The sequence below is a fragment of the Roseomonas sp. OT10 genome (genome assembly GCF_020991085.1).
Classification (GTDB): domain Bacteria; phylum Pseudomonadota; class Alphaproteobacteria; order Acetobacterales; family Acetobacteraceae; genus Roseomonas; species Roseomonas cutis.
Map to the genome: position 1 here is coordinate 1,321,750 of NZ_CP087719.1, position 24,524 is coordinate 1,346,273.

Consider the following 24,524-nt stretch of genomic DNA (forward strand, 5'->3'; position numbering starts at 1 on the left):
GGGTTCGGGCCATGACCGGGGACGCGACGGCGGCGGAGGACGGCCGCCACTTCACCCCCGCCCAGGTGGCCGGGGCCGAGACCATCCTCCGCGCCGCCCTGGACCTGCCGCCGCGGCGGCTGGACGTCGCCCAGGCGGTCGCCGCGCTCTCGGCCGCCATCGAGCAGCTCCGCGCCGCCGGCTTCAGCGACGAGCGGGTGGCGGCCATGCTGCACGAGGCCATCGGCGCGGAGATCACCGCGGCGGAGATCGGCCGGCACTACGTCCCGCCGGCCGGGCGGCACCCGCGCTGAGGGCCGGCCGCCCCTAGGCCTGGGCGCGGCGCCGGTCGCGACGGGCCTGGGCGTCGCGCACGAACTGCGAGACCCGCCCGACCTCGCGCGGATCGACGCGCACGCGGATGCCGCGGTCCTTGCGGGGGGCGAGGCCGGGATTCGCGGTCTGGCCGCTCTCCGGATGCGCCGCCTCCTGTCCCTGGCGCCGGGCCAGGGCGGCGCGCAGCCGGGCGTTGTTCCGCTCCCGGCGCTTCAGGCCGTTGAGGGTGTCGAGCCGGGCATTCACCCGCTTCAGGGCCTGGGCAAAGACCTGCTTCTTGGCGGCCAGGCCGCGCTCGCTCGCGGCCTCGGCGCCTGGGCTGCGGGCGTCCGCCTTGCCGCGCCGGGCGCGCCGGCGGCCGCTGATCAGGTCGCGGTTGCGGTTGCGCTGCTGCCGCAGCCACCGGGCGAGCTCCAGCACTTCCTCCTGCGGCAGCCCGTCCAGCAGGGGGTAGTGGCTGCGCAGGATCGGCTCGCGCTCGTTCTCGGACAGCAGGCCGAGCTCGCCGGCCAACGGGATTCCCAAGGTGTTCTCCTTCGCTCGTGCGATGTGGCGACGATGCTAGCAGGATGGGGCCGGGCTGGACACAGCGGGCCGGGCGAGGCGGCGCAGCCCGCCCGGCCGGGCCTCCCCGCGCGAAGTTCCGGCGGCCTGCCCGGGGCCCGGGCCGCGGCGCCGGATCAGCTGCCGCTCTGCTGCTGGCGGGCGGCCAGGACATGCGGCCGCCAGGTTTCCAGCTCCCGCGCCACGAAGGCGGTGGCCTCGGCCGGGGAGCAGGGCCTGGTCTCCAGCGCGATCTCGGCCAGCCGCGCCTGCACGGCGGGCTGCGCCAGCTCGCGGTTCATCTCCGCGTTGATCCGGCTCGCCAGCTCCGGCGGCAGGCCGCGTGGCCCGGCCACGCCCTGCCAGCCGGCGAAGACCATGTCCGGCAGGCCCGCTTCCGCGAAGCTCGGAACCTCCGGCAGCAGCGGGCTGCGCTGCGCCCGCGTGATGGCCAGGGCCCGCAGCTGCCCGGATTCGACCAGCCCGCGCGCTGCGGCGACGCCCTCCAGCATCAGCGAGATCCGTCCCGCCATCAGGTCGTTCAGCGCCGCCGTGCTGCCGCGGTAGGGCACGTGCAGGATCTGCGTCCCGGTCGCGGCGGCAAAGCGGGCCAGGGCGATGTGGGCCACGGTGCCGTCGCCGCTCGACCCGCCGGTCAACTGGCCAGGGGCCCGCCGGGCGGCCTCGACCAGCGCCGCGGCGTCGCCCCAGGGCGCGTCCGCCTTCACCACCAGGAGGTAGGGCGAGGTGCCGATGATCCCGATATGGGTCAGGTCGCGCAGCACGTCGTAGCCGAGGTCGGGTGTCAGGCCCGGCGCCAGGGACTGCGGGCCGATGCTGCTGCTCAGCACCGTGTATCCGTCCGGTGCCGCGTTCGCGACATAGGCGGAGCCGACGGCGCCGGCGCCGCCGGCCCGGTTCTCGATCACCACCGGCCGGCCCAGCCGGTCCTGCATCCGGGCGCCGATCAGCCGGGCCGAGAAGTCCAGCGAGCCGCCGGGCGGGAAGGGGCTGACCCAACGCAGGGTGCGTTCCGGCCAGGCGGCGGCGGCGGTGGCGCCGGCGGGGCGGATGCGCAGGGCCGGCAAGGCGAGGGCCGCCGTGATCAGGGGGGCGCCCCGCAGCAGGGTGCGTCGGTTCAGCATCGTGGTGTCGCGTCTCCGGACTTCGCCCCGGGGCGTGGCTGCCCCCGGGGCCATGGCCGCCGGTCGGGGCTTCCCTGTCGCGGGATGCCCCGGTGGCGGCCGGTTCTGATCGGCCGGGCGCTTCCTTCCCCGGAGCGGGTCGCCGCAGGGTCCATCGCCCGGCGGCGCGGACCCGCTCCTCAAGCCATGGCCGGGGGCGCCGGGCTGGCGTCCGCGGCCGGTCGCGGCGACGGCGTGGCGCCGCCGCGCTCAGGTGCTGTTCCGATCGGGCACCGCTCCGATCGGACGCCGTTTCGCTCAGGCGCCGACCGGCCGCTCGCCCGTCACGCTGACGCGCCAGAGGTGGCGGCGATAGCGCGAGCGGTCATAGGCGCCCGCCCGGTGCATGGTGACGCTGTTGTCCCAGATCACGAGGTCGCCGGCCTGCCAGCGATGCGCGTGGACGAAGCGCTCCTCCGTGCAATGGGCGAAGAGACGCTCCGCCAGGGCACGGCCCGCCGCGGCGTCCAGCCCCGGAAAGGCGGCCAGCGAGTTGCCGCCGAGGTAGATGGCGAGCTGCCCGTTCACCACGTTGCGGCGGATCAGCGGGTGCTCGACATCCGGCAGCCGCGCCCAGTCCTCGGTCGTCATGGTCGGCACGCTGCCGCCGGCGCCGGGCTGCAGGTAGCGGTTGGCGAAGAAGTAGCGATAGGACTGCAGCGTGCTCAGCCCGGCCAGCCGCTCCCGCTCGGCGGCCGGCAGGGCCTCCAGGGCGCGCACGGTGCTGGCGAACAGCGTGTCGCCCCCCTCCGGCGGCACCTCCACGCCGTAGAGCAGGGTGTAGCTGGTCGGGTGCTCCAGATAGCCCTGATCGGTGTGCCAGCCGGTGCCCGACTTCACGCTGCCGATCGCGCGGCCGGCCTCGATGATGTTCGAGAGCACGAAGACCTTGGGCTGCTCCGGCCGGGTGAACTCCTTCAGCACGTTGTCCTCGAGCGGGCCCAGCAGCGCCCCCAGCGCCGCCAGCTCGTCCGGCGTCACCGTCTGCCCGCGGAAGGCCACCACGCCGTGGTCGGCGAGCAGCCGCTTCAGCCCGGGGACCTCCGCCGCCGTGAGGCCCCGCAGGTCGAAGCCCTCGACCACCGCGCCCAGCGGCGCGCCCGGCGCGGGCACGGCCCGGATGCGGGATGGCGTCTCGATCTCGGCCAGCATGCTCGTGCCTTCCTCCTGGTCCTGCTGTCTGCGGAGGGGAGGAAAGCGCGGCGTGGCCTCTCGCGAAAAGCGCTAGTTTCCGGCTGGGGGGTGCGGATTTTCCGAACGCTCCGGCGCCTGCCGCATCTCCTCCGCCAGGTGCTCGGCGCAGCGGGCGGCCAGGGCCGAGAGGGTGCGGTCGCGGCGTGCCAGCAGGGTCAGGCGGCCGCGGGCGAGGGAGGGCTCGCGCAGCGGCACCGCGACGAGGTCGCCGCGCCGCAGCTCCGGCGCCACGCCGGCGGCGATCTGGAAGAAGACGCCGCCCGCCTCCCGCGCGAAGCGGGCCATCAGGTCGAAGCTGTCCGTCTCCAGCGCCGGCTCCAGGCTGAGGCTGGAGCGCTGCACCAGTGCCTCCACCAGCGCCCGGCCGCCCGTCGCCATGCCGTCGGGCGCGACGGTGAGGGCGACCGGGTATTCCAGGCATTCGGCGAGGCGCAGCCCGTCGTGCCCGGCCAGGGGATGCCCGGCGGGCAGGATGGCATGCAGCGGCGCCTGCACCTGCGCCAGCTGGCGCAGGGCCGGGTCGGGCACGGGGTTGAAGACGAGGCCCAGCTCCACGCTGTCGTCCAGCAGGGCCGCGGTGATGTGCGCGGCATTGGCCATGCGCACCTCGTAGGTCACGCGCGGATGCTCGGCGCGCAGCCGGGCGACCGCGCGGGGGACGATGTCGCGCGTGGCGGATTCATGCGCGGCGATGCGCACCCGGCCGCGGCGCAGCCCGCGCAGCGCCTCGAGCTGCTGCCGGGTCGCCTCGAAGTCGCGGCGCTGGCGGCGGATATGGGCGAGCAGCGTCTCCCCCGCCGCCGTCGCCCGCATGCCGCGTGGCAGCCGCTCGAACAGCTCCACCCCGAGTTCCTGCTCCAGGTCGAGAAGCTGCCGGTTCACCGCCGAGGCGGCGACGTTCAGCCGCTGCGCCGCCTTGCGCACGGAGCCCGCGCGGGCGATCGCGTCCATGTAGAGCAGCGCGCGCGGCAGCACGGCACCGGCTCCGGCTCAGCCGGGGCCGCCACTCCCGGGATGGCCCGTGCCGGTGGAGCCGAAGCCGCCCTCGCCGCGCGCGGTGTCCGGCAGCGCCTCCACCACCTCCCAGGCGGCGCGAACGACCGGGGCCAGGATCGCCTGGGCGATGCGCATGCCGCGCTCGACGGTGAAGGGCTCGGCCCCGGCGTTCCACAGCAGCACCTGCAGCTCGCCGCGATAGTCCTCGTCGATGGTGCCGGGGCTGTTGGGCATGGTCAGCCCGTGGCGCAGGGCGAGGCCGGAGCGTGGCCGCACCTGCAGCTCGTGCCCCGGCGGGATGGCGATGCGCAGCCCGGTGGGCACGGGCACGCGCCCGCCGGGCGGGATGGTCAGCGGCCCGGTCACGGCGGCGAGCAGGTCCATCCCCGCCGCGCCGGCGGTGGCATAGGCGGGCAGCGGCAGCCCTTCGCCATGCGGCAGGCGCACCACCCGGATCGTCGCGGTCATGGCCTCTCCCCCGGCACCGGCGGGGCCCCCGCCGTCATCGCGTCCAGTTCCGCCGCGACCCGCGCGGCCAGCCGTGCCGCGACCGCCTCCTTGGCCATGCGCGGCCAGTCCTCCACCCCCTCCCGCGTGACGAGGTGGACGGCGTTCTCGTCGCCCCCCATCACGTCGCCGGAGACGTCGTTGGCCACGATCCAGTCGCAGCCCTTGCGCGCCAGCTTGGCCCGGGCGTTCGCCATCAGCGCCTCCGTCTCCGCCGCGAAGCCGACGACGAGGCGGGGGCGCCGCGCGTGGTGCGACAGGGTGGCCAGGATGTCCGGGTTCGGCACCAGCTCCAGCGACGGGGGCGCCGCGCCCTCGCGCTTCTTGATCTTGCCCGTGGCGAGGTGCGCCGGCCGCCAGTCGGCCACCGCGGCGGCGCAGATGGCGGCCTCGGCCGGCAGGGCGGCCTCGCAGGCGGCCAGCATCTCCCGCGCGCTCTCCACCCGCACGACCTCCACCCCGGCCGGGTCGGGCATGGCGACGGGGCCGGCGACCAGCGTCACCCGCGCCCCCAGCGCGGCCAGGGCGGCGGCGATGGCATGGCCCTGCTTCCCGGAGGAGCGGTTGGCGATGTAGCGCACGGGGTCGATCGGCTCGTGCGTCGGGCCGCTGGTGACCAGGACGTGGCGGCCCTCCAGGGGACCGGGTGCGTCCCCGGCGGCGATGGCCTCGTCCAGCGCGGCCTCCAGCGCGAGGTCGGGCTCCTGCGGCGCCGGATCGGCCAGCAGCTCCGCGATGGCGGCGAGGATGGCGGGCGGTTCGGCCAGCCGGCCGGGGCCGCTCTCCGCCTCCGCCATGGCGCCGTCCTCGGGGCCGACGAAGCGCACGCCGCGATTGGCCAGGATGGCGGCGTTGGCGATGGTCGCGGGGTGCGACCACATCGCCCAGTTCATCGCGGGCGCGACCAGAACCGGCGCCTGGGTGGCGAGCAGCGTCGCCCCGGCCAGGTCCTCGGCGAAGCCCGCCGCCATGCGCGCGAGGCGGTCGGCGGAGGCGGGGGCGACCACGATGAGGTCGTGCTGGCGGGCGAGGGCGATGTGGCCGCGCCCCTCGCCCTCCTCCTCCAGCGACCAGAGGTCCTGGGCCAGCGGCCGGCCGGTGATGGCCTGCAAGGCGTGCGGGGTGACGAAGCGGGTGCCGCCCCCGGTCAGCAGGCCGGTGACCTCCGCCCCCGCCTTGCCCAGCAGCCGCGCCAGCTCCAGCGCCTTGTAGGCGGCGATGGAGCCGGAGACCACGAGGAGGATGCGCCGGCCGGCGAGGCGGGATGTGTCGCTCACGGATTGAATCCCCGGGCGTTCGGGTCGAAGGCGCGCGCGGTGGCGGTGTCGAGCCACGCGGTGACGTTGTGCTGGCCGGCGCCGCCCAGCGAGAAGAGCCGGCCCAGGCCGGGGATGTAGAGCTGGTCCATGAACAGGTGCGGCGCCTCCGTCGCCACCACCCGCCGGTCGCCGGGGGCGCCCTGGGCGGTGATCCCCGGCCCGGCATGGGCCGCGAGCAGGATGCCCGGGCGGAGCCGGACGCGGACGATGATGTCGCAATCCGTCCAGGCGACCGGCAGGGCGAGCTGGTTGCGCGCCATCTCCGCCAGCGGGCTGCCGGCGGTGCGGGCGCGGTCGAGCAGGAGGAGCATGCGGTCCTCCTCCATCCACCAGGGGGAGTTCAGCAGCGGCTCCAGCCCCGGCGCGCCCTGGCCCAGGTAGCGCCTGGCGGCGAAGCGGTAGAGCAGGTTGTCCTCCGCCAGCAGCACGCGGCGCTTGGCGATCAGCCCGCCGGTGCGGGCGAAGACGTAGCCCTTGGGCGCGTCCGGATCGGGCAGGGTGGCCAGCCGCTTGCCCCGCCCGTGCGAGGCGTCGCGCCACTGGTAGCCTTCCGCCTCCAGCCGGCAGTTGCTGTCGCGGTACCAGGCCTCGTTGGCGGCGGCGGCCATGACGGCGCCCCCGTCAGAGCCGCCAGCCGGTGTGGATCGCCACGATCCCGCCCGAGAGGTCGCGATGCGTCACCCGCTCCAGCCCGGCATCGCGCATCATTCCCTCCAGCGTCTCCTGGTCGGGGAACTGGCGGATGCTCTCGGCGAGGTAGCGGTAGCTGTCGGCATCCCCCGCCACCCGCTGGCCGATCGCCGGCAGCGCCCTGAAGCTCCAGGCGTCGTAGAGCTTCGCCAGCGCGTCGATCCGCAGGCGCGAGAACTCCAGGCAGTGGAAGCGCCCGCCCGGGCGCAGCACCCGCCGCGCCTCGCGCAGCACCGCGTCCTTGTTCGTGCAGTTGCGCAGGCCGAAGGCCATCGAGACCTTCTCCACGCTGCGGTCCGGGAAGGGCAGGCGCTCCGCGTCGCAGCAGACGAAGGAGAGGCCGGAGGCGAGGCCCCGCTCCAGCGCCCGGCCCTGCCCCACCCCCAGCATGGCGGCGTTGATGTCGGCCAGGATCACCCGCCCCGCGCCCCGCTCCTTCGCCAGGAAGGCGACGTCGCCCGTCCCGGCGGCGAGGTCGAGCAGCGTTTCGCGCGGCGAGGCGGCGATGGCGTTGACGAAGATGCGCTTCCAGACCCGGTGGATGCCCAGCGACATCAGGTCGTTCATCACGTCGTAGCGCGGGGCCACGCTGTCGAAGACCTCGCGCACGAGTCCCGCCTTGGCGGTGCGGGGTACCTGGCGGAAGCCGAAATCGGTCTGGTCGGACATGCGGCCCAGCCTAGCCCGGCTGCGTGGCGCGGTCAGCCCGGGGCGGCGCCGGGGCGGCCGGGGGGAGGGGTCGGGCGCCCGGCTCACCGGTTCGTGTCCCGTCCCGTGCCGCGCCCCGGGGAGGCGCGGCGTCCCGGGTGGAGGAGGGGAGGCCGCCGCGTGGCAAGGTTGCTGCGCCGCGGTGGATTTGCACGTGATCGGGCCGCAGGCGGCTTGACCCGCGCGGAAGGATGCGTCCCTCAATAGCCCGCCGATGCGACGCTCCCTCATCCTGCCGATGCTCCTGTCCCTCGCGCTGCCCCTGGCGGCGCTGCCGGGCGTGCCGATGGCGCAGACCGCCGGCCCCGGCAGCACCGCCTCCCGCCCGGGGAGCGGCGCTGCCCAGCGCCCGCCGGCCCCGGCCGCCTCGCGCCCCTCCGCCGCCCAGGGGACGCAGGCCAGCCGGCAGCGTTCCGCTGCCCCGCCGCGGCAGGCCCCCGCCCAGCCCTCGACCAAGCGGCGCGCCGCCGCGGCCGGGGCTGCCGCCGCCGCCGCCGCGGCGCGCCCGGCCCCGCCCCAGCCCGCGCCGGAGCCCGAGCCGGAGCCCGCGGTGGGCGCCGTCACCGGCCTGCCGCTGCCCCGCTTCGCGCCGCTGCGGTCGGACGAGGTGAACATGCGCGCCGGCCCCGGCACGCGCTTCCCGATCGAATGGACGTACCAGCGCCGCGACCTGCCGGTGGAGATCGTGCGCGAGTTCGACCAGTGGCGGCGCATCCGCGACTTCGAGGGGACGGAGGGCTGGGTCCACCAGTCCAACCTGGGCCTCGGCCGCCGCACCTTCATGATCCGCGAGCACGAGCGCACCCTGCGCCGCCGCGGGGAGGAGGGCGCGAACGCCGTGGCCCGCCTCTCCCCCGGGGTGACCGGGCGGATCCGCAGCTGCGCCGCCGGGAGCGCCTGGTGCGAGGTGCAGGTGGGCGAGCATCGCGGCTGGCTGAAGCGCGACGAGATATTCGGCGTCACCCCGGACGAGGTGATCGGGCAATGAGCGATTCCGAAGGCATCGCGGCACCGGGGCGCGATCCGCGCGCGGCGCATCACGACCTGGGCGGCCATCCGCGCTTCCTCTGCACGGCGGTGGAGCCGGGGGACGACGCCCCGCCCGACGCCTTCGGCAAGCGGGTGGACGCGCTGCGCCAGCTGCTCGGCGCCAAGGGGCTGATGAGCGTGGACGAGATGCGCCGTGGCATCGAGGCGATCCCCGAGGCCGAGTACCACGCCCTGGGCTATTACGAGCGCTGGCTGCGCTCCATCGCCGGGCTGATGGTGGAGAAGGGCATCGTCCCGCCCGAGGTGCTGCGGTGACCGCGCTCGCCCCCGGCCAGCCGGTGCGGGTGCGCGACGACTGGCCGGAGACGCGCGGGCCCTGCCATGTCCGCACGCCGCACTACCTGCGCGGCCGGGCGGGACGGGTGGCACGGCACCTGGGGGACTTCCCCGACCCCTCCGACCTCGCCTTCGGCCGCCCGGCTCCGGTGCGGCCACTCTACCATGTGGAGTTCACCCAGCCGCCGCTCTTCGGCGAGGGGCGGGCCGGCGACACGGTCCTGGTCGAGATCTTCGGGCACTGGCTGGAGCCGGTGCGGGGGGGAGGCTGATGGCCGCGCCGCCACGCGGGGAATCCGTCGCGCTGCTGGACCGCCTGCTCGCCGCGCTCGCGACGCGCGGCGTGGTCACGGCGGCGGAGCTGGATGCCCGGCAGGAGAGTACGGACCGCGCCTCGCCCGCGATCGGCGCCGCCATGGTGGCGCGGGCCTGGACCGACCCCGCCTTCCGCGCGCTGATGCTGCGCGACGGCACCGCCGCGGCGGAGGCGATGGGCGTCTCCATGGCGGGGATGCCGCCGCTGGGCGTGCTGGAGGATACGGAGCACCGCCGCCACCTCGTCGTCTGCACCCTGTGCTCCTGCTACCCGCGTGCCGTGCTCGGCTACCCGCCCGGCTGGTTCAAGTCCGCCGCCTACCGGGCGCGGGCGGTGCGCGACCCGCGCGGGCTGCTGGCGGAATGGGGCACGACCCTGCCCGAGGGCGTGTCCCTCCAGGTCGTGGACAGCACCGCCGACTACCGCTGGATGGTGCTGCCGCTCCGCCCCGGCGGGACGGAGGGCTGGGAGGCGGCACGCCTGGCCGGGCTGGTCACGGCGGAGGCGATGATGGGCCTCCGTCCGGCCCGCGAGCCCTGACCTGCCGCCCTTCGGAACGGCCCCGCTGTGACCGGCGCCCGGTTCCGGCCTATCCTGCCCGGACGATGATTCCCGTCCTGCACGAGACCGAGCGCGACCGGCTGCTGGACTTCCTGCGCCGCCGCCTGATCCGCACCATCCCGGCCGGCGGGGGACGACCGTCGCTGGAGGCGGCCGGCGTCGCCGCGGAGGCCGACCCGGCCTGGACCGGGGCGACGGCCGAGGCGGCCGCGCTGCTCGCCCTGCCGGAGGCCTGGCGCCGCGATCCCGTCCGGGCGCGCGGGCTGCTCGGCTTCGTGCTGGCGATGGGGGAGGGGGAGGGCATCCTCCGCGGCTGGGCGCCGCCGCAGCGGCTGACGGTGCGCGCCGCCGATCCGCGGCGCTTCGTCATCGAGACTGCCTGGGCCCGCTTCACCGGCGACCTGTCGCGCGGCGAGGTGGTGGAGACCCGCCCAGGACCAGGCGGCGAGGCGGAGGCGCGCCACACCGGCAACCTGGTGGAGTTCCGCGCCCGCGGCCTCTGGCACTGCCTGGACGTGGAGGACCGCATCGCCGCCTACGGCCTCGAGCGCGAAGGCGAGGGGGTGGTGCTGTACCATGAGAGCCCGCTCGCGGTGCCCGGCCGCTGGCCCTGGCAGCGCGAGGCGGCGCCGGTGGGGACGGTGCGCTACGCCTACCATCTCCAGGCGGACCGCCCGGTGCTGCGCCTTGTCGTCACGCTGCGCGCGGCGCCGGGGCAGACCCTCCGCGGCGCGCGGCTGACCACCGCCTGGGACGAGCTGGGTGCCCGCGCCGCCTACCGTGCCGTGGCGGGACAGCGCGATTCCGGCTGGGAGCGGCGGATGGTGACGGAGGAGGCGGGCGCGGTCCCGCTCTTCGACGGGCCGCTGCGCAACCTGGCGCTGCTGGCCGAGGGCGGCGCGGCCCCGGCCCTGCACGCCCGGCCGCGCGACCCCGCCGCCGTGCTGGGTGTCAGGGGCCATCCCCGCCCCGGCGGCCGGCTGCACTGGGTGGTGGTGCGCCATGCGGTCGGCACCGTGCCGGGCGGCGGCGAGGCGACGCTGACCGAGGACCGGCTGCTGGAGCCCGCCGGCGCCACGGAGCCGCCCGAGGCCGCCGCCGCGCGGCTGGAGGACGGCGCCCCCCGGGCCGCGGAGTTCGCCCTGCCGGCGGAGGCCGCGGCGGCGCTGGAGGCGGTGGCCACCGTGCGTCTCTTCGCCGCCTCCGGGGCCTATGCCGCGCCCGCCGGGCTGCGGGAGTGGCTCGACCGCCACCTCGCCGCGCTGGAGCCGCGGCTGGGGGATGCCGCCGCCCTGTCCCGCACCGTCTGCGCCCTGGATGCGCTGGCCCGCGCCGACCGGGAGCCGCGCGACGAGGAGCGGCTGGCGGCGCTGGGCGCGCGCCTCGCGGGCCTCGCCGCGCCGGAGCCCGGCGAGGCGGCGGCGCTGCGGCTGCTGGCCCTGGCCCGCCTGGGGCTGCATGGGGTGGCCGTGCCCGGGCTGGCGGAGCAGGCGGCCGCCGGCCTCATGGCCTGGCCGGAAGACATGCCGGCCGGAATGGACAGCTCCCTGGCCGGGCTGCTGCTGCGCGCCGTGTCCGCGCTGCGACTCGCCGGCGAGCGCGGCGACCTGGCGCTGCCGCCCGAGGCCGTCGCCCGGGCCGAGGCGCTGACCGAGGCGCTGCTGCGCCGGTTGCAGATGGCCGCCTGCGACCGCGGCGCGTCGGGGGTGCAGATCCTGGCGGCGCCCGGGACGCCGCTGGACGCGCGGCCCGACCTGCTGGCGCAGGTGCGGGTCACGCTCGGGCTGGGGCACCCGGAGGGGCTGCTCGCCGATCTCCGCCCGGCCAGGGCCGCCCCGCGTCCCAGGGGCGTGGCCGCCGGGTGAGGGGTATGGTCCTGCTGCGGGGGGCGGCGCTGCTGGCGCCGCTGGCCCTCCTCGCCTGTGCCGCGCCCGCCCCGGTGGCGGTGCGGGAGGCGCCGCTCTCCTACCCGCCCTCGGTGCGGGACCGCATCCAGCGCTTCGCCCTGGGGGAATGGCATGAATGGGGCGGGGTGGTGGTCGAGCCCGGCCTGCGCCGCCCGGCACCGCGGGGGCAGGCCGGCCCGGAAAGCCGGACCGAGGCCTTCCCGCGCGTGCTCGCCTACTGGCGCGCCGTGCCGGACGAGGCCGGGGCGATCCGGCGCAACCGCTCGCGCTACGCCGCGGCGTTGCAGGGGGTGGGCGACGGCGCCTGGGGTGAGCCCGCCTGGTCGGCGGCCTTCGTCTCCTGGGTGATGCGCTCCGCAGGGGTCGATTCGCGCGAGTTCCCCGGCAGCGCGGCCCATGCCTTCTACCTGGACGGGCTGCTGGCCGATGCGCGGGACTTCCCCGCCTCCGCGCCCTTCGTGCCGCATGCGGTGTCGGAGCGGGCGCCGCAGACGGGCGACCTGGTCTGTGCCGACCGCTCTCGCCGCCCGCTCTCCGGCTGGGAGGAACGGATGGCCGAGACGGGGCAGTTCCGCCCGATGCACTGCGACATCGTGGTGCGCGCCGGCCCCTTCGCGGTGGAGGCCGTGGGCGGCAACGTCGCCGATGCGGTGACGCTCTCGCGCTTCGCCGCCGACGGCACCGGCCGCCTGCTGCCCCGCCCGCCCGGCGAGCCGGCCTTCTTCGTGGTGATGGAGAACCGGCTGGGCCGGCTGCCCCCCTTCGACGCCGTGCCGGCACCTGCCGCACCCGCCCCGATTCCTCCAGGAGTGCCCGGATCATGACCGGACTGTTCGATCCCCTGACCCAGCGCGGCGTGACCCTGCCGAACCGGATCGGCGTCTCTCCCATGTGCCAGTACTGCTGCGCCGGCGACGGCAGGCCGACCGAGTGGCACCTTCAGCACCTCGTCTCCCGTGCCCTGGGCGGGGCCGGGCTGGTGATGGCCGAGGCGACGGCGGTGGTGCCCGAGGGGCGGATCACCCCGGAGGATCTCGGCCTCTGGGAGGAGGCGCAGATGCCGGGGCATGCCCGGCTGACGGACGCCATCGCCCGGGCCGGCGCGGTGCCGGCGATCCAGCTGGCCCATGCCGGGCGCAAGGCCAGCCGGAACCCACCCTGGCGGGGTGGCCCGGCGGCGCAGGGCTGGGAGCCCGTGGGGCCCTCCGCCCTCGCCTTCGAGGGCTATGCCACCCCCCGCGCCATGAGCGAGGCGGAGATCGTCGCGGTGATCGGGGCCCTGGCCCTGGCGGCGCGGCGGGCGGTGGAGGTCGGGTATCGCGTGATCGAGCTGCACGCGGCGCACGGCTACCTGGTGCACCAGTTCCTCTCGCCCCTGGCCAACCGGCGCGACGACGGCTGGGGTGGCGATTTCGAGGGGCGCACCCGGCTGCTACGCGAGGCCGCGGCGGCGGTGCGTGCCGCCATCCCGGATTCCATCCCGCTCTGGGTGCGGATCAGCCACACCGACTGGGACCCCGCCGGCTGGACCACCGAGGAGACGGTCGAGGTCTCCCGCCGGCTGAAGGCGCTGGGGGTGGATGCGATGGACGTCTCCTCCGGCGGGAACCTCGCCGCGCCGAAGATCCCGCTCGGCCCGGGCTACCAGGTGCCGGGGGCGGAGGCGGTGAAGCGGGGCGCGGAGATCGACGTCGCCGCGGTCGGGATGATCACCGAGCCGCAGCAGGCCCAGGACATCGTGGCCGCGGGCCGCGCCGATGTCGTGCTGCTGGCCCGGGCCATGCTGCGCGATCCCTACTGGGCCTGGCGCGCCGCCGAGGCGCTGGGGGCGACCGACCGGCTGGCGATCCCGCCGCAATACGAGCGCGGCTGGGGCAAGCTGCCGCTGCGCGCCGCCACGGCCGAGGCGATGCCCGCCCTGTAGCGCCGGGGCCGGCCGGCCGGGCGGCCCCGCCCGGCGATCCGCCTTAGCCGGCGGCGGCGAGCTGGCCGAGCTCCTCCAGCGCCGCCTTCGCCGCCTCGCCCAGCCGCAGCGCGACCGTGGCCGAGGGCAGGTGGTCGGGCCGCATCGCCTCGCGCGCCAGCGCCTCGAGCTGCGTCGCCCCGACGCCGCCCGCGGCCCCCGCGAGGCTGTGCGCGCCCCGGTGCCAGGCCACGGTGTCGCCGGTCCGGCTGGCGGCCACGAGCTCCTGCAGCAGGCGCGCGACGTCGGCCTCGAAGGTCTGGACGATGGTCGCGAAGACCTCCGGCGGCAGCTCGGAGGCGAGGGCGCCAGCCACCTCGGGATCGATCACCTTCATCCGGACTCCCCCTCTGGCACGCGGCGCATTCTTGCCGCTGCGGGCTGGCGCGCAAGGGTGGGGCGCGACGTCATCGGCCGCCCGATCCGGACAGCGCCCGCTGCGCGCCGCGCAGGGCGAGCTGGGCGCCGAGGGCGCAGCCCAGCATGACGAAGGCCGTGCCGATCCCGTGCCCCGCCTCGACCCAGCCCGCCAGGACGGTCATCAGCGCGCCGAAGGTCATCTGGATCGCGCCCACGAGGCCGGAGGCGGTGCCCGCGAGCTGCGGCCGCACGCTGATCGCGGCGGTGACGGCGGCGGGCTGGCTGATGCCGTTGCCCAGGGCGATGAGCGCCATCGGCAGGAAGAAGGCCGCGAGCGCCGGGGGAAGCGTCAGCTGCAACGCGAGGCACAGCACCGACCCGGCCGTGGTCACGAGCAGGCCCAGGCGCAGCGTGTCGCGCATGCCCAGGCGGATGCTGTACCGCCCGGCGATCCAGGAGCCGGCGGCGAAGCAGACGGCGATCACCACGAAGATCATGGCGAAGGTGCGCGGGCTGTGGCCCAGCCCCTGCACCACCACATGCGGCGCCCCGGCCAGGAAGCCGAAGAACACCCCGCTGGTGCAGGCGACGATGGCAACACAGGCGCGGAAGCCCTGCAACGTCAGCAGCTGGAGATAGGCGCCGAGCAGGCCCGCCAGGCCGGGCAGGGCCTGGGGCCGGACCAGGGTCTCACGCAGCCTGGCCCGCGCGACCAGCAGGACGGGGATGCCGACCAGCGCCGCCATCAGCATGGTGCCACGCCAGCCGACGAACTCCTCGACCACCGCGCCGACGATCGGGCCGAGCATGGGCGCGACGGTCATGCCCATCATGACGTAGCCCATGCGGCTCGCCGCCTGCTCGCGCGGCCATACGTCGCGCACGATGGCCCGGCCGAGCACCATGCCGGCGCAGGCCCCGGTGCCCTGGAGCACCCGCGCCAGGATCAGCCAGCCGATCGAGGGGGCGAGCGCCGCGAGGAGCGAGGCGACGAGGTAGAGGCCGAGCCCGGCGAAGAGCAGCGGCCGGCGCCCGTAGCGGTCGGAGAGCGGGCCGTAGAGAAGCTGGCCCAGCGCCACGCCCATCAGGTAGAGGGTCAGGGTCAGCTGCGCCTGGCCATAGGGCGCCCCGAAGACCTGCGCCAGCACCGGCAGGGTCGGAATGACCAGCTGCATGGCGAAGGGACCGAGGCCGGTCATGGCCACCAGCAGCCAGAGGGGCGGCGCCCTGCGGGCGGCGTCGGGCGGGGTTTCGTCGCCGGTCGGCGCCTCGTAGCCCAGGTCCCGCGGGGTCAACCCGCCACCCCCCGGGGGTCGCCGTCGCGGAAGCTGCGCCGGGCCGGATCGGGCAGGGGGGGAGAGGGTCGCGCGGCCGGAGGTTGCATGCCCCGCAGGCTAAAGCAGGACAGGCCGCAGCGGAACGCACCGCCCGCTGGCTGCCGGAGGGGTGATCGCCGGAAGGGGCCGGCCATGGCCGTGGCCGCCAGGGGCGGCTACCAGCGCAGCCCGCGCAGGGCGGCCATCGGGGCGACGTGCTCGGCCGCCGCGGCCGCGTCGAGCTGGTCGTCCGCGAGGCCCGCCGAGAGCCCGTTCAGCACCCAGACCGCGTCCAGCCCGACCGCCTTCGCCCCGGCCAGGTCGGTGTGCGGCCCGTCGCCCAGCGCCAGCACGCGGTCCTTCGCCACGCCCAGGCGGCGCAGCACCGGGCCGTAGATGGTCGGGTCGGGCTTGCCCACCTCATGGACCGGCCCGCCGCCGAGCTGGAGGTAGCGGTCGGCGAGCGCCCCGGCGCAGAGCACGAGCTTGCCACCCACCACCACCTCGCGGTCGGGGTTCACGCAGACCATCGGCAGCTTGCGCGCGGCGCAGGCGGCCAGCGCCGGCTCGTAGGGGGTGACGCTCTCGCGCCCCACCACCGGGTCGGGGCCGGTGTTGAGGATGAACTCCGCCCCCTCCGGCGTGGCCAGCAGCTCGATCCCCAGCCCCTCCACCACGGAGCGGTCGCGCACCAGCCCGAGATGGAAGGCCCGGGTGCCCAGCGTGTCGAAGCCCGGATGGCTGCGGTCGCGCAGCAGCTCCCAGCTCGCCTCGCCGGAGGTGACGATGCCGTCGTAGAGCGCGGGGGCGATGCCGAACTCGGTCAGCTGGTCGGCCACCACATGCGAGCGGCGCGGCGCGTTGGAGAGGAAGCAGATCCGCTTGCCCGCGGCGCGCATGGCGGCCAGCGCCTCCGCCACGCCCGGATAGGGCTGCGTGCCGTCATGCACCACGCCCCAGAGGTCCACGATGAAGCCGTCGTAGCGATCCGCCAGGGCCGAGAGCCCGTCCAGCACCATCATGGCGCATCCACCCCCACCGCCTGGGACACCGAGGAGAAGCCGTCCCGCCGCAGCAGACCGGCGAGCCCCGCCTTCAGGCGGGGGATCAGCGCCGGCCCGTCATAGGCCAGCGCGGCGTAGAGCTGCACCAGCGACGCCCCGGCGCGGATCTTGGCATAGGCCTGCTCCGCGCTGCCCACGCCCCCGACGCCGATCAGCACCAGCCGCCCGCGCGCGAGGCGGTGCACCCGCGCCAGCAGCGCCGTGGAGGGGCCGAAGAGCGGCGGGCCGGAGAGGCCGCCCGTCTCCCCCCGATGCGCCGAGCGCAGCGAATCCGGCCGGGCGATGGTGGTGTTGGAGACGATCAGCCCGGCCACCCCCGCCTCGACGCAGGTCTCGACCAGGGCGGGCACCGCCTCCTCCGCCAGGTCGGGGGCGATCTTCACCAGCACCGGCGGGCGCCTCGGCAGCTCCGCGCGCCGGGCCATGGTGCGCTCCAGGAGGACGGCCAGCCGCGCCTCGCCCTGGAGGTCGCGCAGCCCGGGCGTGTTGGGCGAGGAGACGTTGATGGTGACGTAGTCCGCCTGCTCCGCCACCCCGGCGTAGAGGTCGGGATAGTCCGTCTCCGGCGCCGCCCCCTCCTTGTTGATGCCGACATTGGCGCCCAGCACGGCGGGCAGGGGGCGCGGCAGGGCGGCCAGCCGCGCGGCGAATTCCGCCAGCCCGCGGTTGTTCATCCCCATGCGGTTGATCACCGCCCGGTCCTCGGCCAGCCGGAACAGGCGCGGCTTCGGGTTGCCGTCCTGCGGCCGCGGCGTCGCCGTGCCGGCCTCGACGAAGCCGAAGCCGAGCCGCATCAGCGGCAGCACGGCGACCGCGTTCTTGTCGAAGCCCGCCGCCAGCCCGACCGGATTGCGGAAGCGCAGCCCCAGCGTCTCCACCGCCAGCGCCGAGTCGTCCGCGCCGCCATCCCGCCCCGCGAGGCCCAGGCCGAGGCCGCGCAGCGCCAGCTCGTGCGCGCGCTCGGGGTCCAGGCCGCGCAGCAGCGGCATCAGGGCGGAGGCGAGGGCAGGGGTCATGTCCCGCGCCTTCTCGCCCGGGCCGGGCCCGAGGGAAAGGTGGCGCCGTCGCGGGATGGGGGTGCGCGTTTGACAGGCCATGACCCCGCCGACATGATCGGAGCGTGAACGGCATGTCATCCTGGCGGCTGGCCGGCGTCCTCGTGGCGCCCGTCTCCGAGCGTTCCGGCAAGCCGGTTCGCTAAGCGGCAGCCCTGCGGCGCGCAGGGCCCCTGCGGCCATCCCGCAGGCCCGCCGCCCCGGCCCGTTCCCCAGCCCCGTTCCGCCCGTCGCGGCAGTTTTTCTCCTCAGGGTCTTCCCCCGCCATGTCCCGCTCCCCCTCCGGCCGTCCGCCGGTCCACCTGATCGACCGCGAGCGCGACCGGCTGCTCGACCTCGCGCTCAGCGTCGAGGACCGGCTGCCGGACGTCTCCGCCCTGCTCCAGGCGGAGATCGACCGCGCGAAGGTCCACCCGCCGGGGAAGCTGCCGCCGGGGGTGGTCTCCATGCACGCGACCGTCGAGTTCGTGGACGAGGGCAGCGGCACGCACCGCACCGTGCAGCTCGTCTGGCCGCACGAGGCGGACATCGCCGCCGGCCGCGTCTCCATCCTGACGCCGGTCGGGGCGGGGCTGATCGGCCTGGCCGAGGGCCGGTCGATCCTCTGGCCCGACCGGGCGGGGCATGAGCGTCCGCTGACCATCGTGAAGGTCACCCCGGCCGCGCTGCCGGGCTGAGCCGCGGCGCGGCGGGGCGCGTTGACGCCGCCCCGCCGCGCGGGGAGAAGACCGGCCCACAAGGGTTCCGGGACAGGGGGACAGTTTGCGCGGACCGCTGCTGCTGGTGGCCGCGCTGGGCCTCTTCGCCATGCTGGATGCCAACAGCAAGCTGCTGTCGGGCGCCTATCCGCCGGCCCAGGTGGTGGCCTCCCGCTACGTCGTGCTGCTGGCGCTGCTGGTCCTGGCGCGGCTGCTCCGCTCCGGCGCGGGCGGGCCGCTGGCGACGCGGCATCCCGGCCTCCAGGTGCTGCGCTCCGCGGCGATGGTGGGCAGCGCCTTCTCCTTCTACCTGGCGCTGCGCCGGTTGCCGCTGGCCGAGGGCTACCTCGTCTACTTCACCGCGCCCTTCATGGTGCTGGGGCTGTTCCACCTCGTCCTGCGCGAGCGCGCCCCGCCGGCCGCCTGGGCCTGCTGCGCCCTGGGCTTCGCCGGCGTGCTGGTGGCGCTCTGGCCGGGGCTACGCGCGGGCGGCGAGTGGGCCGCCTATGGCTGGGCGTTGTTCGGCACGCTCTGCTACGCGACGGTGATGACCATCAACCGCGCCCTGCGGCACGAGCCGGGGCAGGCGCGGCTGATCCTGTGGTCCTCCGCCCCGGGGCTGCTGGCGGTGGCGCCCTTCGCCCTGGCCGTCTGGGTGCCGCCCACGGCGGGGGACGCGCTGGCCCTGGCGGTCAACGGGGTCTTCGCCGGCGGGGCGACGCTCTGCCTCGCCGCCGCCTTCCGCCATGCCAGCGCGGCGCGGCTGGCGCCGGTGGAGTTCACCGCCCTGGTCTGGGCGGTGCTGTTCGACGTGGCGCTGTGGGGGCACTGGCCGCCGGCCGCGACCTGGATCGGCGCCGTCATCGTGGTGGCGGCGGGGCTGCTGGGCCAGCGGGCCGCGAAGGGGGCGGGGTAGGGCGGGGCCTTACCGCCGCCGGACCATCTTACGGCCCTACCCATGTGGCCCATGCGGGAGCGCCACAGCGGCCGTGATCCCCGGGGAGCCGGACAGAGCAGGGGTGTTTATGGGAATATATGACCAAGACGGAGCCTTCGGAGCAAGCGGTGTCACCCAAGTCGCGGCAGCGGCCGCTCCACGGCGAGGTCGATGGCCCGGTCCGCCGGGTCCAGCGCCGCATCCAGCGCGTCGAGCCTCGCCGTGAACTCCGCCGCCAGTGCTGCCTTCCGATCCGCCGGCAGCCAGCTCGCCGTGACGCCGGCGAGGCTGAGGCGGCGCGCCTCCGCCGGTCCCCAGCCATTGCCCGCGAAGACGCTGCGCCAGCCATGGCCCATGGTGGTGTGGAACATGGTCGGGTCGTCCGTGCCGAGCACGAGCAGCAGCCCCGCCTCGTGCATGCGGCGGATGCGCTCGCGCCGCGGCGCGCGGTTGGGTGGGATGGAGGACCAGCAGGCCATGGTGAAGGGCACCTGCTCGCGCGCCATGCGCGCCACCAGCCCCGGATCGGCCAGCATGTTGTAGCCGTGGTCGAGCCGGTCGCAGCCCAGCGCGTCGCGGCAATGGGTGACGTGCTCCGGCGGGCCCTCGAACAGCGCCTGGTTGTCCTCGCAGACATGGGCGGTGCGGAACAGCCCGGCGCGGCCCGCCCGGCGCCAGGCCTCCAGCCAGGCGAGCGGCGGGCCGACGCGCTCGGCGCCGTCCAGGCCGATGCCGATCACCGCCTCGCGCGGGTGCGCCGCCATCCATTCCAGCATCTGCAACGCCTCGGAGGGCAGGCAGACGCTGCGGTCGATGCAGGCGATCAGGCGGGAGGAGACGCCGAATTCCCGCTCCCCGCGCGCCAGCCCCTCGATCAGCCCGTCCGCGATCTCCGGATAGGTGGCGCCGTTGGGGGTGAAGTAGTGCGGGTTGAAGAAGATCTCCGCGTGCCGGACGTTGCCGTGGCGGTGCAGGTCCTCGACGCATTCGTAGGCGGCGCGGGCGAAGTCCGCCGGATGGCGCAGCGAGAGGGCGCCGAGGCGCAGCACCTCCAGGAAGCCGTAGAAATCCTGCCACTGGTACAGCGTCTCCGCCGGGCGCGGCAGGCGCACGCCGTTCTTCGCGGCGAGCTCCACGAGCGTCGTCGCGCGGATGGCGCCCGCGATGTGCAGGTGCAGCTCGACCTTGGGCACGAGGTCGAGATAGTCGGAGAAGGAGAGAGGGGCGGTCATGCGCGCCAGAGTCGGGCGGGCGGGGCGCGGCCGCAAGAGGGGAGCGGCAGGGCGGAAGGCGCCGCCGCCGAACCGGTGTACGGCCTTACGGGCCGCCGATCCGCCCGCCTTGCGAGCCCGCTCAGTGTAGGCCCGGCGCCTCCTGCCCGGTGCGCGCCACGTATTCGGTATAGCCGCCATCGTAGCGGTGGATGCCGTCCGGCGTCAGCTCCAGCACCCGGTTCGACAGCGCGGCCAGGAAATGCCGGTCGTGCGAGACGAACAGCATCGTCCCCTCGTACTCGGACAGCGCCGCGATCAGCATCTCCTTGGTCGCCATGTCCAGGTGGTTGGTCGGCTCGTCCAGCACCAGCAGGTTCGGCGGGTCGTAGAGCATGCGCGCCATCACCAGCCGCGCCTTCTCGCCACCCGACAGCACGCGGCACCGCTTCTCCACCTCGTCGCCCGAAAAGCCGAAGCACCCGGCCAGCGCCCGCAGCGACCCCTGCGCCGCCTGCGGGAAGGCGTCCTCCAGCGACTGGAATACCGTCCGGTCGCCGTCCAGCAGCTCCATGGCGTGCTGCGCGAAGTAGCCCATCTTCACGCTGCCGCCGACCGACACGCTGCCCTCGTCCGGCGCCGAGGCACCGGCCACCAGCTTCAGCAGGGTGGACTTGCCGGCGCCGTTGACGCCCAGCACGCAGCAGCGTTCCTTCCGCCGCAGCAGGAAGTCCAGCCCCTGGTAGATCACCCTGCTGCCGTAGCGCTTGTGCACGCCCTTCAGGTTCACCACGTCGTCGCCGGAGCGCGGCGCCTGGCCGAACTCGAACGCCACCGCCTGCCGCCGCTTCGGCGGCTCGACGCGGTCGATCTTCTCCAGCTTCTTCACCCGGCTCTGCACCTGGGCGGCGTGCGAGGCCCGCGCCTTGAACCGCTCGATGAAGGCGATCTCCTTGGCCAGCATCGCCTGCTGCCGCTCGAACTGCGCCTGCTGCTGCCGCTCGTTCATCGCGCGCTGCTGTTCGTAGAACTCGTAGTCGCCGGAATAGGAGGTCAGCGTCCCGCCATCGATCTCCACCACCTTGTTGACGATGCGGTTCATGAAGGCGCGGTCGTGCGAGGTCATCAGCAGCGCCCCGTCATACCCCTTCAGGAACTGCTCCAGCCAGATCAGGCTCTCCAGGTCCAGGTGGTTGCTCGGCTCGTCCAGCAGCATCACGTCCGGCCGCATCAGCAGGATGCGCGCCAGCGCCACCCGCATCTTCCAGCCGCCGGACAGCCGGCCGACATCGCCCTCCATCATCTCCTGGCTGAAGCCCAGCCCGTCCAGCACCTCCCGCGCCCGGCCCTCCAGCGCATAGCCGCCCAGCTCCTCGAAGCGCGCCTGCACCTCGCCGAACCGCTCCAGGATGGCGTCCAGCGCGTCGGCCCGCTCCGGGTCCGACAGCGCCGCCTCCAGCCCCGCTAGCTCCGCCGCCACGGCGCTGACGTCGCCGGCCCCGTCCATCACCTCCGCCACCGGGGTGCGGCCCGACATCTCGCCCACATCCTGGCCGAAGAAGCCGATGCTCACCCCCCGGTCCACCAGCACCTGCCCGTCATCCGGCGGCTCCTGCCCGGTGATCATGCGGAACAGCGTCGTCTTGCCCGCCCCGTTGGGGCCGACCAGCCCCGCCTTGTCGCCGCGCAGCAGCGCCGCCGAGGCCTCGATGAAGACGAGCTGCCGGCCGTTCTGCTTGGTGATGGAGTCGAGGCGGATCATGGACACTCCCGGCCAGGAAGGGGGGCGGTTGAGGAGGGCGGCGCGCCGATGCCGGCAGGAGCCGCCCGAGACCATATCCTGCGGCCGACCGTCAACCGCCGCCCCACCACTGCATCCCGACCGTCCTCACCCCGCGCGGCGGATGCCGAACAGGAACATCGCGGGCCCCATCGGCACGTCCGCGAGGTCCGCCCGCCAGGCCGAGGCGGCCAGGAACTGCCCCAGCGGCATGTAGAACCCGCCCTCCGCCGCGCGGCGATGCGCCTCCTCCGCCAGCCGCTTCTGCTCCGCCGTATCCGGGGCAGCGGCGAACTCGGCGCGCAGCCGCTGCACCTCCGGGTCGTTCGGCCAGCCGACGAAGGCGGCGTCGCCGCCGCCGTTCATGTAGACGTTCTGCAACGGCGTCTGGGTGTCGGGCACGGCGCTGGTGGTGTGGAAGACGTTCCACCCCTCCTTGCGCGCCCGGCGGCCGAGCATGGTGTTGAAGTCCATCGTCTGCACGTCGACGGTGAAGCCCAGCTTGGTCAGCAGGTCCTGCGTCACCAGCCCCAGCGCGGCGATGCCGGGCGCATCGGCCGGGTGCAGCATGACGACGGGCTTGGACAGGTCCGCGCCGCTCTCCGCGATCATGCGCTTCGCCGCGGCGAGGTCGGGCTTCGCCGGCATGCCGGCGCTCGTCTCGAAGGGCGTGCCGCAGCCATACATGGACAGGCAGGGCTTCTGGTACTCCGGCCGCGCCGCGACGCCGGGCAGGTAGTCCGCCTGGTCCACCGCCAGCATCACCGCGCGCCGCACCCGCACGTCGTCGAAGGGCGGCTGGGTGTGGTTGAAGCGCAGGATGCCCTGGTAGCCGTAGGGGCTGACCGTCCGCACCACCGTCGCGCGGTTGCGCTCCAGCACGGGCAGCACGTCGGCCGGCAGGCGTTCGAGGTAGTCCACCTCGCCGGTCGCCAGCGCGTTCACCTGGCTCGCCACGTCGGACATGGAGAGCAGCTCCACCCGGTCGAACCCCGCCCGCTTGCCGCCGCTGGCCCAGACCAGAGGCTCGGCGCGGGGGCGATAGGCGTCGTGGCGGGCGAGGGCGATGCGGTCGCCGGGGCGGTACTCCTCCGCCAGGAAGCGATAGGGGCCGGAGCCCACCACCTCGCCCAGCGGCTTCGTCAGCGGCTGCTCGGCCAGGCGCCGGGGCAGGATCATCGGCACCATCGCGCCGGGCTTGGCCAGCGCCTGGAGCACGAGGCCGAAGGGCTGCTTCAGCGTCAGGCGGAAGCGGCCCGCGCCGGTCGGCTCCAGGCTGTCCGTCGCGGCCAGCAGCGGCCCGCCGAGCGAATCCCGCTGCCCCCAGCGGCGCAGGCTGGCGATCACGTCCTCCGCCGTCACCGGGTTGCCGTCGTGGAACACCAGCCCCTCGCGCAGCGCGAAGTCCCAGACGCGGCCGTCGGGGCTGCGCGTCCAGCGCTCCACCATCTGCGGCGTCGGCTCCCACCGGTCGTTCACCGCGAAGAGCGTGTCGTAGGTGAGGTAGCAGAAGTCGCGCGCGGTGAAGCTGGTGGTGAAGTGCGGGTCGAGGATGGTGGTCAGCGTCTCCGGCACCACCCGCAGCGTCCGGGCGCGGGGAACGGCCTGCTGCCCCCCCTGGGCGCGGGCACCGATCGCGGGCAGGGCGAGCGGGAGGGCGGCGGTGGAGGCGAACAGGGACCGGCGGCGCATGCGGGGACCTTCGTCTGGTTCGTGTCTGGCGGCGGCCATTGCGGGCGCCCGCGCGGGACGCTGCCACCGATGCTGGCAGGCACGCCAGCAGGGGCCGGCCGCCAGCAAGGGCCGGGCCAGACGCGGCGGCCGGCCGCGCGGCGGCGCCCGCCGTCTGGCCCCGTCCGGCCGGGCGGGGTAATCCCGCGGGCCATGCCCCTGACCCGCCTCTTCCTGATCCGCCACGCCATCGTCGAGCCTTCCGCCCGGCTGACCATGTACGGCGACATGGACGTGGCGCTCTGCGCCATGGCCCTGGCGCAGGAACAGGCGGCGCATGCCTGGCTGGCCGAGCGCCTGCCGCGCCCGGCCCGCTGGTTCTGCACCCCGCTCGCCCGCACCCGCGCCACGGCGGCGGCCATCTTCGCCGCCGGCTACCCGGAGGCGGAGCCCGCCGTGCTGCCCGCGATGCGGGAGCAGAACCTGGGGGAGTGGCAGGGCCTGACGCACGAACAGTTCACCAGCATGCTGCGCGACCCGCCGCACCCCTTCTGGCCGCATTCGGCCGCCGAGCGTCCGCCGGGCGGCGAGAGCGTCGGCGACGTGGTGGCGCGCGTGGGTCCGGTGCTGGACGGGCTGGTGGCCGACCACCCGGACGAGGATCTGGTGATCGTCGCCCATGGCGGCAGCATCCGTGCCTCGCTCGCCCATGCCTGCGGGCTGGATGCGCACCAGGCGCTGCAGTTCTCCGTCCGCAACCTGTCCCTGACACGGCTGGAGAACCTGAACGGCGACTGGCGCGTGGGCGCGGTGAACGAGTTGCCGGCGGGGCTCACGGCCGCCCATTGATGCGGCGGCCGAACGGAAGCGCTCAAGAAAACTTGGTCCGCCACAGCCATTGGG

26 protein-coding genes are annotated in these 24,524 nt (G+C 75.3%); 11 read left to right on the top strand and 15 right to left on the bottom strand.

Going from position 1 to position 24,524, the window contains the following annotated elements; translation table 11 throughout:
• Positions 1-11 precede the first annotated feature (11 nt).
• Entirely contained in the window at positions 12-293 is a 282-nt protein-coding gene (locus LPC08_RS06060; protein WP_230451818.1) for a hypothetical protein, read from the top strand.
• A 13-nt stretch (positions 294-306) separates the two neighbouring features.
• Here the strand turns inward: LPC08_RS06060 and LPC08_RS06065 are convergent, their stop codons facing one another.
• From LPC08_RS06065 to LPC08_RS06100, 8 genes are all read right to left on the bottom strand, one after another.
• The gene (locus LPC08_RS06065) at positions 307-840 is read right to left on the bottom strand and encodes a hypothetical protein (protein WP_230451819.1); all 534 of its coding nucleotides are present in this window, start codon (positions 838-840) and stop codon (positions 307-309) included.
• Positions 841-995: 155 nt separating this feature from the next.
• Positions 996-2,003 (bottom strand): Bug family tripartite tricarboxylate transporter substrate binding protein, encoded by a 1,008-nt coding sequence (locus LPC08_RS06070; protein WP_230451820.1) that lies wholly within the window; start codon positions 2,001-2,003, stop codon positions 996-998.
• 297 nt (positions 2,004-2,300) lie between these two features.
• Positions 2,301-3,194, bottom strand: coding sequence for a TauD/TfdA dioxygenase family protein (locus tag LPC08_RS06075; protein ID WP_230451821.1), 894 nt, complete (start codon positions 3,192-3,194; stop codon positions 2,301-2,303).
• A gap of 72 nt (positions 3,195-3,266) precedes the next feature.
• Positions 3,267-4,211 carry a LysR family transcriptional regulator gene (locus tag LPC08_RS06080; protein ID WP_230451822.1) on the bottom strand — a complete coding sequence of 315 codons (945 nt, stop codon included), beginning with the start codon at positions 4,209-4,211 and terminating at the stop codon, positions 3,267-3,269.
• Positions 4,212-4,226: 15 nt separating this feature from the next.
• On the bottom strand, positions 4,227-4,700 hold the full coding sequence (gene dut, locus LPC08_RS06085) for a dUTP diphosphatase (protein WP_230451823.1): 474 nt from the start codon (positions 4,698-4,700) through the stop codon (positions 4,227-4,229).
• Positions 4,697-6,016 (bottom strand): bifunctional phosphopantothenoylcysteine decarboxylase/phosphopantothenate--cysteine ligase CoaBC, encoded by a 1,320-nt coding sequence (gene coaBC, locus LPC08_RS06090; RefSeq protein ID WP_230451824.1) that lies wholly within the window; start codon positions 6,014-6,016, stop codon positions 4,697-4,699. The genes dut and coaBC overlap by 4 nt, the downstream gene beginning before the upstream one ends.
• Positions 6,013-6,666, bottom strand: coding sequence for a hypothetical protein (locus LPC08_RS06095; protein ID WP_230451825.1), 654 nt, complete (start codon positions 6,664-6,666; stop codon positions 6,013-6,015). The genes coaBC and LPC08_RS06095 overlap by 4 nt, the downstream gene beginning before the upstream one ends.
• A 13-nt stretch (positions 6,667-6,679) precedes the next feature.
• Positions 6,680-7,417, bottom strand: a complete 738-nt coding sequence (locus tag LPC08_RS06100) for a class I SAM-dependent methyltransferase (protein ID WP_230451826.1) — start codon at positions 7,415-7,417, stop codon at positions 6,680-6,682.
• Positions 7,418-7,670: 253 nt separating this feature from the next.
• Here LPC08_RS06100 and LPC08_RS06105 point away from each other — a divergent pair, with 253 nt between their 5' ends.
• From LPC08_RS06105 to LPC08_RS06130, 7 genes are all read left to right on the top strand, one after another.
• Positions 7,671-8,444 carry an SH3 domain-containing protein gene (locus LPC08_RS06105; protein ID WP_230451827.1) on the top strand — a complete coding sequence of 258 codons (774 nt, stop codon included), beginning with the start codon at positions 7,671-7,673 and terminating at the stop codon, positions 8,442-8,444.
• Positions 8,441-8,761 (top strand): nitrile hydratase, encoded by a 321-nt coding sequence (locus LPC08_RS26280; RefSeq protein ID WP_370643308.1) that lies wholly within the window; start codon positions 8,441-8,443, stop codon positions 8,759-8,761. Before LPC08_RS06105 ends, LPC08_RS26280 begins: the two co-directional genes overlap by 4 nt.
• Positions 8,758-9,054, top strand: coding sequence for an SH3-like domain-containing protein (locus LPC08_RS26285; RefSeq protein ID WP_370643309.1), 297 nt, complete (start codon positions 8,758-8,760; stop codon positions 9,052-9,054). The genes LPC08_RS26280 and LPC08_RS26285 overlap by 4 nt, the downstream gene beginning before the upstream one ends.
• Positions 9,054-9,638 (top strand): nitrile hydratase subunit alpha, encoded by a 585-nt coding sequence (locus LPC08_RS06115; protein ID WP_230451828.1) that lies wholly within the window; start codon positions 9,054-9,056, stop codon positions 9,636-9,638. Before LPC08_RS26285 ends, LPC08_RS06115 begins: the two co-directional genes overlap by 1 nt.
• Positions 9,639-9,703: 65 nt before the next feature.
• On the top strand, positions 9,704-11,524 hold the full coding sequence (locus LPC08_RS06120) for a hypothetical protein (RefSeq protein WP_230451829.1): 1,821 nt from the start codon (positions 9,704-9,706) through the stop codon (positions 11,522-11,524).
• Between the two features lie 5 nt (positions 11,525-11,529).
• Positions 11,530-12,390, top strand: coding sequence for a DUF2272 domain-containing protein (locus LPC08_RS06125; protein ID WP_230451830.1), 861 nt, complete (start codon positions 11,530-11,532; stop codon positions 12,388-12,390).
• Positions 12,387-13,490: an NADH:flavin oxidoreductase/NADH oxidase gene (locus LPC08_RS06130; protein WP_230451831.1), complete on the top strand. Its 1,104-nt coding sequence runs from the start codon at positions 12,387-12,389 to the stop codon at positions 13,488-13,490. Before LPC08_RS06125 ends, LPC08_RS06130 begins: the two co-directional genes overlap by 4 nt.
• A 43-nt stretch (positions 13,491-13,533) precedes the next feature.
• On the opposite strand, the gene LPC08_RS06135 is transcribed toward LPC08_RS06130, so the two are convergent.
• From LPC08_RS06135 to LPC08_RS06150, 4 genes are all read right to left on the bottom strand, one after another.
• Positions 13,534-13,866, bottom strand: a complete 333-nt coding sequence (locus LPC08_RS06135) for an Hpt domain-containing protein (protein ID WP_230451832.1) — start codon at positions 13,864-13,866, stop codon at positions 13,534-13,536.
• Between the two features lie 70 nt (positions 13,867-13,936).
• Positions 13,937-15,184, bottom strand: coding sequence for a multidrug effflux MFS transporter (locus LPC08_RS06140; protein WP_230451833.1), 1,248 nt, complete (start codon positions 15,182-15,184; stop codon positions 13,937-13,939).
• 197 nt (positions 15,185-15,381) lie between these two features.
• Entirely contained in the window at positions 15,382-16,227 is an 846-nt protein-coding gene (locus tag LPC08_RS06145) for a TIGR01459 family HAD-type hydrolase (RefSeq protein ID WP_230451834.1), read from the bottom strand.
• Positions 16,224-17,285, bottom strand: a complete 1,062-nt coding sequence (locus LPC08_RS06150) for a quinone-dependent dihydroorotate dehydrogenase (RefSeq protein ID WP_230451835.1) — start codon at positions 17,283-17,285, stop codon at positions 16,224-16,226. Before LPC08_RS06150 ends, LPC08_RS06145 begins: the two co-directional genes overlap by 4 nt.
• Before the next feature lie 305 nt (positions 17,286-17,590).
• Here LPC08_RS06150 and rnk point away from each other — a divergent pair, with 305 nt between their 5' ends.
• Together rnk and LPC08_RS06160 are read left to right on the top strand one after the other, a co-directional pair.
• Positions 17,591-18,001, top strand: a complete 411-nt coding sequence (gene rnk, locus LPC08_RS06155) for a nucleoside diphosphate kinase regulator (protein ID WP_230451836.1) — start codon at positions 17,591-17,593, stop codon at positions 17,999-18,001.
• Positions 18,002-18,086: 85 nt separating this feature from the next.
• The gene (locus LPC08_RS06160; protein ID WP_230451837.1) at positions 18,087-18,938 is read left to right on the top strand and encodes a DMT family transporter; all 852 of its coding nucleotides are present in this window, start codon (positions 18,087-18,089) and stop codon (positions 18,936-18,938) included.
• 152 nt (positions 18,939-19,090) lie between these two features.
• Here the strand turns inward: LPC08_RS06160 and add are convergent, their stop codons facing one another.
• The 3 genes from add to LPC08_RS06175 all read right to left on the bottom strand — a co-directional run bounded on the left by add (position 19,091) and on the right by LPC08_RS06175 (position 23,642).
• The gene (gene add / locus LPC08_RS06165; protein WP_230451838.1) at positions 19,091-20,191 is read right to left on the bottom strand and encodes an adenosine deaminase; all 1,101 of its coding nucleotides are present in this window, start codon (positions 20,189-20,191) and stop codon (positions 19,091-19,093) included.
• A 121-nt stretch (positions 20,192-20,312) separates the two neighbouring features.
• Positions 20,313-21,932, bottom strand: a complete 1,620-nt coding sequence (locus LPC08_RS06170) for an ABC-F family ATP-binding cassette domain-containing protein (protein WP_230451839.1) — start codon at positions 21,930-21,932, stop codon at positions 20,313-20,315.
• A 126-nt stretch (positions 21,933-22,058) separates the two neighbouring features.
• A complete protein-coding gene (locus LPC08_RS06175) occupies positions 22,059-23,642 on the bottom strand; it encodes an ABC transporter substrate-binding protein (RefSeq protein ID WP_230451840.1) in 1,584 nt (527 codons plus the stop codon).
• A gap of 192 nt (positions 23,643-23,834) precedes the next feature.
• Here LPC08_RS06175 and LPC08_RS06180 point away from each other — a divergent pair, with 192 nt between their 5' ends.
• Positions 23,835-24,470 (top strand): histidine phosphatase family protein, encoded by a 636-nt coding sequence (locus tag LPC08_RS06180; RefSeq protein ID WP_230451841.1) that lies wholly within the window; start codon positions 23,835-23,837, stop codon positions 24,468-24,470.
• Positions 24,471-24,524: the final 54 nt, after the last annotated feature.

What these genes read in the sequence shown, in the direction of transcription:
- LPC08_RS06060 (WP_230451818.1), top strand. Translation starts at nt 12, where the DNA reads ATGACCGGGGACGCGACGGCGGCGGAGGACGGCCGCCACTTCACCCCC.
- LPC08_RS06070 (WP_230451820.1), bottom strand. Translation starts at nt 2,003, where the DNA reads ATGCTGAACCGACGCACCCTGCTGCGGGGCGCCCCCCTGATCACGGCG.
- LPC08_RS06075 (WP_230451821.1), bottom strand. Translation starts at nt 3,194, where the DNA reads ATGCTGGCCGAGATCGAGACGCCATCCCGCATCCGGGCCGTGCCCGCG.
- dut (WP_230451823.1), bottom strand. Translation starts at nt 4,700, where the DNA reads ATGACCGCGACGATCCGGGTGGTGCGCCTGCCGCATGGCGAAGGGCTG.
- LPC08_RS06095 (WP_230451825.1), bottom strand. Translation starts at nt 6,666, where the DNA reads ATGGCCGCCGCCGCCAACGAGGCCTGGTACCGCGACAGCAACTGCCGG.
- LPC08_RS06100 (WP_230451826.1), bottom strand. Translation starts at nt 7,417, where the DNA reads ATGTCCGACCAGACCGATTTCGGCTTCCGCCAGGTACCCCGCACCGCC.
- LPC08_RS06105 (WP_230451827.1), top strand. Translation starts at nt 7,671, where the DNA reads ATGCGACGCTCCCTCATCCTGCCGATGCTCCTGTCCCTCGCGCTGCCC.
- LPC08_RS26280 (WP_370643308.1), top strand. Translation starts at nt 8,441, where the DNA reads ATGAGCGATTCCGAAGGCATCGCGGCACCGGGGCGCGATCCGCGCGCG.
- LPC08_RS06115 (WP_230451828.1), top strand. Translation starts at nt 9,054, where the DNA reads ATGGCCGCGCCGCCACGCGGGGAATCCGTCGCGCTGCTGGACCGCCTG.
- LPC08_RS06120 (WP_230451829.1), top strand. Translation starts at nt 9,704, where the DNA reads ATGATTCCCGTCCTGCACGAGACCGAGCGCGACCGGCTGCTGGACTTC.
- LPC08_RS06125 (WP_230451830.1), top strand. Translation starts at nt 11,530, where the DNA reads ATGGTCCTGCTGCGGGGGGCGGCGCTGCTGGCGCCGCTGGCCCTCCTC.
- LPC08_RS06130 (WP_230451831.1), top strand. Translation starts at nt 12,387, where the DNA reads ATGACCGGACTGTTCGATCCCCTGACCCAGCGCGGCGTGACCCTGCCG.
- LPC08_RS06135 (WP_230451832.1), bottom strand. Translation starts at nt 13,866, where the DNA reads ATGAAGGTGATCGATCCCGAGGTGGCTGGCGCCCTCGCCTCCGAGCTG.
- LPC08_RS06145 (WP_230451834.1), bottom strand. Translation starts at nt 16,227, where the DNA reads ATGATGGTGCTGGACGGGCTCTCGGCCCTGGCGGATCGCTACGACGGC.
- LPC08_RS06150 (WP_230451835.1), bottom strand. Translation starts at nt 17,285, where the DNA reads ATGACCCCTGCCCTCGCCTCCGCCCTGATGCCGCTGCTGCGCGGCCTG.
- rnk (WP_230451836.1), top strand. Translation starts at nt 17,591, where the DNA reads ATGTCCCGCTCCCCCTCCGGCCGTCCGCCGGTCCACCTGATCGACCGC.
- add (WP_230451838.1), bottom strand. Translation starts at nt 20,191, where the DNA reads ATGACCGCCCCTCTCTCCTTCTCCGACTATCTCGACCTCGTGCCCAAG.
- LPC08_RS06170 (WP_230451839.1), bottom strand. Translation starts at nt 21,932, where the DNA reads ATGATCCGCCTCGACTCCATCACCAAGCAGAACGGCCGGCAGCTCGTC.
- LPC08_RS06175 (WP_230451840.1), bottom strand. Translation starts at nt 23,642, where the DNA reads ATGCGCCGCCGGTCCCTGTTCGCCTCCACCGCCGCCCTCCCGCTCGCC.
- LPC08_RS06180 (WP_230451841.1), top strand. Translation starts at nt 23,835, where the DNA reads ATGCCCCTGACCCGCCTCTTCCTGATCCGCCACGCCATCGTCGAGCCT.